This window comes from Micromonospora sp. NPDC049580 (genome assembly GCF_040675595.1).
Classification (GTDB): Bacteria; Actinomycetota; Actinomycetes; order Mycobacteriales; family Micromonosporaceae; genus Micromonospora.
In genome coordinates this window covers 1-5,341 of record NZ_JBFAPG010000439.1, presented here as the reverse complement: position 1 = coordinate 5,341, position 5,341 = coordinate 1, and the positions used below count along the sequence as shown (strand labels likewise).

Below are 5,341 nucleotides of genomic sequence, written 5' to 3'. Positions count from 1 at the left end.
CCGAGCGGGTGACCGGGGGCGGGCGGCTACCGCAGCGACCAGGTCTGCTTCGGATTGAACACGCAGGTCCACGCGTTCAGCGGAGCGCCGTCGCCGTGCCCGTCCACGTCCAGGCAGCGGTCGGTCTCCCGGTTGAACAGCGACCGGATGCCCTGATACTCGATCCACTCCCACTTCTGGGCCGGGTTGCCGCTGCAGTTGGCGGTCTGCACCGGCGCGCCGTCGCGCTTCTCGCCCCAGGCCACATCGAGGCAGAGGCCGTTGACCCGGACGGTCTTGTCGGACCCGAACGTCCACCACTGCAGCCGGTCCTCCTTGCACGGCCGCAGGACCACGGGTACGCCATCGCCGGTGCCGCCGGTGGCACAGAGACCGGTCTCCTTGCCGACGAGCTGCTTCGCGCCGCTCGGGCGCTTCGGCGGGGCCGGCTTCTCCGGCTCGGCGGACGGGCGGGCCGACGGCGTCGCGCTGGGCCGGGGCGCGGGGGACGCGGCCGTCGGCGTCGGCGTCGGCGACGGCGACGAGGGCTTGGGCGACGGGCTCGGGCTGGCCGAGGGAACCCGGAGCCGGCCGTCGAGGGCGTAGAAGTCGGTGAACTCCCGCACCTGCCGCAGGAACGCCTGCGTCGCGTCGTCCAGCTCGCCGCCGGTCTGCCGGACCGCGGTAGGTCCGTTCCGGTAGGCGGCCAGCGCCAGCAGGCCCGGGTCGCCGTCGAGGCCGGCGAGGTCACGCCGCAACGCGCAGACCGCGGCGCCGACCGCCGGCACGGCCACCTGCGGGTCCCACGGCGAGGCGCCCGCCGGCCCGTGCGCCCGCCACACCTCGGGCAGGAACTGGGCGATTCCCCGCCGGCCGTCGTCGCCGAGCAGGTTCGGGTCGAAGCCGGACATCGCCATGAGCTGCGCCGCCACCGCCGCGGGCGGCACCTCCGGGCACACCGAGCCGGCGCGCACCACCAGGCGTACGTAGCTCGACGGCACCGCCCGGGGCTGCTGGCGCTCCGGGTCCGGGCGGGCGGTGCCGGCGCCGCCGAACGCGGTCAGCTCGCCGTAGTACGCCGCGTAGCGGCTGACGTCGTCGACGTACGCGACCGCGGCCGACGGCACGCCCTTGGCCTCGCGTACCTGGTCGAGTCCGGTGTGGAACGCGGCCAGGGACAGCCGCCACGGGTCACCGGGGATCCCGGCCAGCCGCAGTTGCCCGCTGAGGTCGCACATCTGGTGGGCCAGCGCGAGGATGTTCGCGGCGGTGTCGGTGCGGTCCGCTCCCGGCCACGGCGCCCACGACTTCCACCGGTCGTCGTCGAGCCCGGCGAAGCCGCGACCGCCCGAGGTGGTCTTCTTCACGCGTCCGTCCAGGCCGGACTCGGTCATCAGCTGCCCGGCCAGGCGGGCCGGGGTCAGCGTGGGGCAGGACCGAGCCGCGGCCCGGATCGCGGTCAGGTGCTCGGCGGAGACGGTACGGCCGGTCAGCTTGTCATCCCGGGCGGTGGCGATGCCCCAGCTCACGGAGGCGACCACCATGCACAGCACCGCGAGGCCGGCCGCGATGGCGGCGACGACACGACGCGGGATCCGAGCGAGCCGGGATCGGAGGCCAGGAAGATCGGGTGTCACGGGACTTCCCTTCCGGTGATGACGTCGCCAGGCGTGACGGATGCGCGACGTCCTCGGTTCACCCGACCGGAATCGGATCCGATTCCAGTCCGGCCGCCATTGAACCGACCGGCACACCGAGCCGTCAACGTGACCGCCGCCGGGCGCACCGATCCGCGGCTGCCGGATCGCCGATCGGAGTGTTCGATGTCGACTCGCCACCACCCGCCCGGCGCGGGCCCGACCAGCGCCGTCGTGGGCACGGTGACCTCGGGCCGCCGGTCGGGCCGCGTCCGATGAGCGCCGGCACGCTGGTCGCCGTCCGCCGGCCCACGGCACCGTCCGATCAGTACGGCTATTCTTCTCCCTCAGAGGGGCTCGGCGCCGTCGTGCCGGGCCGGCCGTGCGGGCACGCCCCACACGTCAGGGGGAGGCGTTCTGTGTCGGCGGTGCCCAACGAGGCGGTGGAGCCCGGAGTGCCGGGCGAGGCCGTCGGGCAGGGCTCGCCGGAGAGCCTCATGCGCTGGATCCACGAGCAGTACCGTGAACCGCTGCTGCGCTTCATCACCCGGCTCGTCCTCGGCCGCCAGGAGCTGGCCGAGGACCTGGTCCAGGAGACGTTCCTGCGGGCCTGGCGGAACCTGGGGACGCTGGCTGAGGAGCCGCGCCGGATCGCGCCCTGGCTCTACACCGTCGCCCGGCACGTGGCCGTCGACGCCGGCCGGGCCCGGCAGGCCCGGCCGCCGGAGGTCGCCGTGCCCGACCTCAACCGGCTCACCACGGCCGAGGACGAGATGGACCGGGTGGTCAGCGCCCACACCGTCCGCCTGGCGCTGCGGCAGATCAAGCCGGAGCACCGCGACGTCCTGATCGAGATGTACTACAAGGGCGCCTCGGTCGCGGAGGCGTCGCAGCGGCTCGGCATACCCGAGGGTACGGTAAAGTCGCGGACGTACTACGCGGTGCGGGCGCTGCACGCGGCGATCGGCCCGATCGAGTCGGCCTGATGTCACGTCCCGGCGACTACTCGTCCGATTCGCGGCACCGGCGCGGTGTCCCGGATCATCGCTCCGGCGCACCCTCTGTCAGGTCGGGAAGGGGGCGTGATGCGCACCGGCGGTGAGAACCCGACGTCCGAGCACGAGGCCCTGGCGCTCTATCTGCTCGGCGCGCTCGACGAGACCGACCGCGTCGCCTTCGAAGCGCATTTGGCCGGCTGCTGGGAGTGCCTCTCCGCCGCAGGCGACCTGGGCGGGGTGACCAGCGGGCTCGGCGGACTCAGCGCGGCGGACTGGGACGACTTCGCCCTCCCACCGGCCTCCGTGCTGCCCCCCGCCTCCGTCCTTCCGCCGCGTTCCGTCCTTCCGCCGCGTCCCGCGCCCGGACCGGAGGACGCACTCCCGCCGGGCCGCGATCCGGCGCCCCCGTCGTCGGCCCACCCGACGCCCGGCACGTCGACCACCGCGCCGGCCTCGGACCCGACGCCGGAACCGGGTGACCTGTCGGACACCGCGTCCGGCCCGGCTGAGTCCCGGGCCGGCCTGCCCGATGTCGCGTCGGCGTCGGACTCGGGCGAGTCGCGGGCCGGCGCGGCGGCGGGGCGTCCGGCCGGGGCGTGCGCCGGGCGGCTCCGGCCCCACCGGGCCGGGGAGGGCGTCCGGCGGCCGCCCCCGGGCGTTGTCCGCCCGCCGTCGGCTGCTGCTCTGGGGCGGGGCGGTCGTGCTGGCGCTCGCGGTGCTGACCGGCGGGATCGTGGCCACAGTCGGTGGCGGGGGCCGTGACGACCTGGTGTTGACCGCGACCGGTGAGGCGCCCGGCCAGGGCGTCAGCCTCTCCGTGTCGATCACCACGCACGAGGGCAGGGGCTCCACGATCCGGATCACCGCGACCGGGCTGCGGCCGGGGCTGCGCTACCGGCTCTTCGCGGTGACCCGCGACGGGGTCACCCACCAGGTGCGGGACTGGACCGCCTCGGCCGGCCCGCAGGAGGTGACCGGCGAGCTGTCACCGCCGGTCGACGACCTCTCCTTCGTCGGCGTGGGCCTCGCCGACGGCACCTCGGTGGTCACCGCGCCGATCTCGCGCTGAGGACGGAAGGCTGTTCGCGGCCAGCGGCTCACAGATCTTGGTACCGAACGGCCCCTATCGGGGCGCTTTCCTTCCAAGATCTACACCGATCCTGTGGTGCGGGACAGATGGTCTCCGACCGATCCGCCGCACTTCCCGTTGAACCGAAGGCTCTCCCGCGCCGTCATGTCGCCGTGCGGTTGCCGCACCCGTCGGGGGACGCGGCGCGTCCCTGCCAGGCCGAGGGAGGGCTACATGGCTGTGAGGACCGGATCGTCGTCGACCCGTGGGACGCGGGCCGGGGTTTCGGGCGGGGGCCCGGGCCCATCCGAGGGCGTCAACCGGGGCCCCCGCCCAGCACGCAGGGCCGCGCTGCTCGCCGTGGTGCTGGTGGCGCTCGGGCTGATCGTGGGCGTGCCGGGCGGGCGGGCGACCGCCGCCACCGGGGAGCGGGTGACGTTCGTCAACGGCACCGCGGAGACGTTGTGGATCGGCGCGGGCGAGAGCGGGGACGGCTCGCGGCCGATCACCGGCCTGCCCACGCTGCGCCCCGGCGAGTCGAGCACGATCGTCATCCCGGATGCCGGCGAGCCCGGCCACTGGCGCGGCCGGTTCTTCGCCCGTCAGCGCTGCGGCGGCGACCCGAACGGCTCGTTCCGCTGCCTGGTCGGTGACTGCGGCGCCTTCGCCGACCGGTGCGAGCGGGGCGCGGAGCCGGTGAGCCTGGCCGAATTCAACTTCGACCGGAACAACGCGGGCGCGCCCTGGTACAACGTCAGCTACGTCGACGCGTTGTCGACGACGATCACGATCGACGCGCCCGGCGCTCCCCGCCCGGAGAAGGCGGGCAGTTGCGCGCGGTGGGACTGCTCCGCCGGGCAGATGCTCGCCGCCTGCCCGGAGGCGCACGCCGTACGCGACCCGGCCCGGGGCGACCGGGTGAACTGCGTCAACCCCAACCGGGACGCGGAGAGCGCGTACACCGCCGCGCTGCTGCCGTTCGGGCCGCGCGCCTACCTGTGGTCCACCCACGACCGGGTCGCCGGCAACGAGACGGTCTACAACTGCCCGGGCTGCGCGGAGGTGGTGGTGACGTTCCGCAACGGCGGCACTCCGTCGACCCCGCCCGCGAAGCGTCCCGCCGACCGTTCCGGATCCGGCTTCGCGCTGCGCGGCTACGCGGACAAGTGCGTGGACGTGCCGGGCGGCGAGTCGGCCGACGGCGTGCGGTTGCAGCTCTGGCAGTGCAACGGCACCCCGGGCCAGCGGTTCACCCGTGGGTCCGGCGACACGCTGAAGGTGCTGGACAAGTGCATGGACGTGGCGTGGGCGTCCCGGGACAACGCGGCCAAGGTGCAGCTCGCCTGGTGCAACGGCGGGCCGGCGCAGGTCTGGGTCGCCGAGGGCGGCCTGCTGCGCAACCCGAACTCCGGCAAGTGCCTCGACGTGCGCGACTGGAACTCCGACGACGGCGCGCCGTTGCAGATCTGGGAGTGCGCCGCCAGCCAGAGCAACCAGAACTGGCGCGAGACGGGTCGCTGAGCCGGCCGGAAGCGACGTGGGGCCGGGTGATCGTTCACCCGCGCCCAACCGGCGAGGTGCGCGCAGCCCAACCCGCACCAGGCCGCGCCCAAACCGTGGGCGCCCACCAACAACAAGGCGCCGGGCCCGGAAAAGAA

The 5,341-nt window shown here is 74.6% G+C and carries 6 protein-coding genes; 4 read left to right on the top strand and 2 right to left on the bottom strand.

Annotation, left to right across the window (positions count from 1 at the left end):
* Nucleotides 1-26: 26 nt before the first annotated feature.
* On the bottom strand, nt 27-1,616 hold the full coding sequence (locus tag AB0J68_RS26285; protein ID WP_355065864.1) for a ricin-type beta-trefoil lectin domain protein: 1,590 nt from the start codon (nt 1,614-1,616) through the stop codon (nt 27-29).
* 419 nt (nt 1,617-2,035) lie between these two features.
* Here AB0J68_RS26285 and AB0J68_RS26280 point away from each other — a divergent pair, with 419 nt between their 5' ends.
* A complete protein-coding gene (locus AB0J68_RS26280) occupies nt 2,036-2,602 on the top strand; it encodes a sigma-70 family RNA polymerase sigma factor (protein ID WP_363940886.1) in 567 nt (188 codons plus the stop codon).
* A 78-nt stretch (nt 2,603-2,680) separates the two neighbouring features.
* Here the strand turns inward: AB0J68_RS26280 and AB0J68_RS26275 are convergent, their stop codons facing one another.
* Complete coding sequence (locus AB0J68_RS26275) at nt 2,681-2,803, bottom strand: hypothetical protein (protein WP_363940892.1); 123 nt, start codon at nt 2,801-2,803, stop codon at nt 2,681-2,683.
* On the opposite strand from AB0J68_RS26275, the gene AB0J68_RS26270 reads away from it, so the two are divergent.
* The 3 genes from AB0J68_RS26270 (at nt 2,756) to AB0J68_RS26260 (ending at nt 5,204) form a co-directional block, all read left to right on the top strand.
* Nucleotides 2,756-3,376, top strand: a complete 621-nt coding sequence (locus tag AB0J68_RS26270) for a hypothetical protein (protein WP_363940888.1) — start codon at nt 2,756-2,758, stop codon at nt 3,374-3,376. The genes AB0J68_RS26275 and AB0J68_RS26270 overlap by 48 nt on opposite strands.
* Nucleotides 3,273-3,683 carry a hypothetical protein gene (locus tag AB0J68_RS26265; RefSeq protein WP_363940890.1) on the top strand — a complete coding sequence of 137 codons (411 nt, stop codon included), beginning with the start codon at nt 3,273-3,275 and terminating at the stop codon, nt 3,681-3,683. The genes AB0J68_RS26270 and AB0J68_RS26265 overlap by 104 nt, the downstream gene beginning before the upstream one ends.
* Before the next feature lie 234 nt (nt 3,684-3,917).
* Nucleotides 3,918-5,204 (top strand): ricin-type beta-trefoil lectin domain protein, encoded by a 1,287-nt coding sequence (locus AB0J68_RS26260; RefSeq protein ID WP_355065868.1) that lies wholly within the window; start codon nt 3,918-3,920, stop codon nt 5,202-5,204.
* Nucleotides 5,205-5,341: the final 137 nt, after the last annotated feature.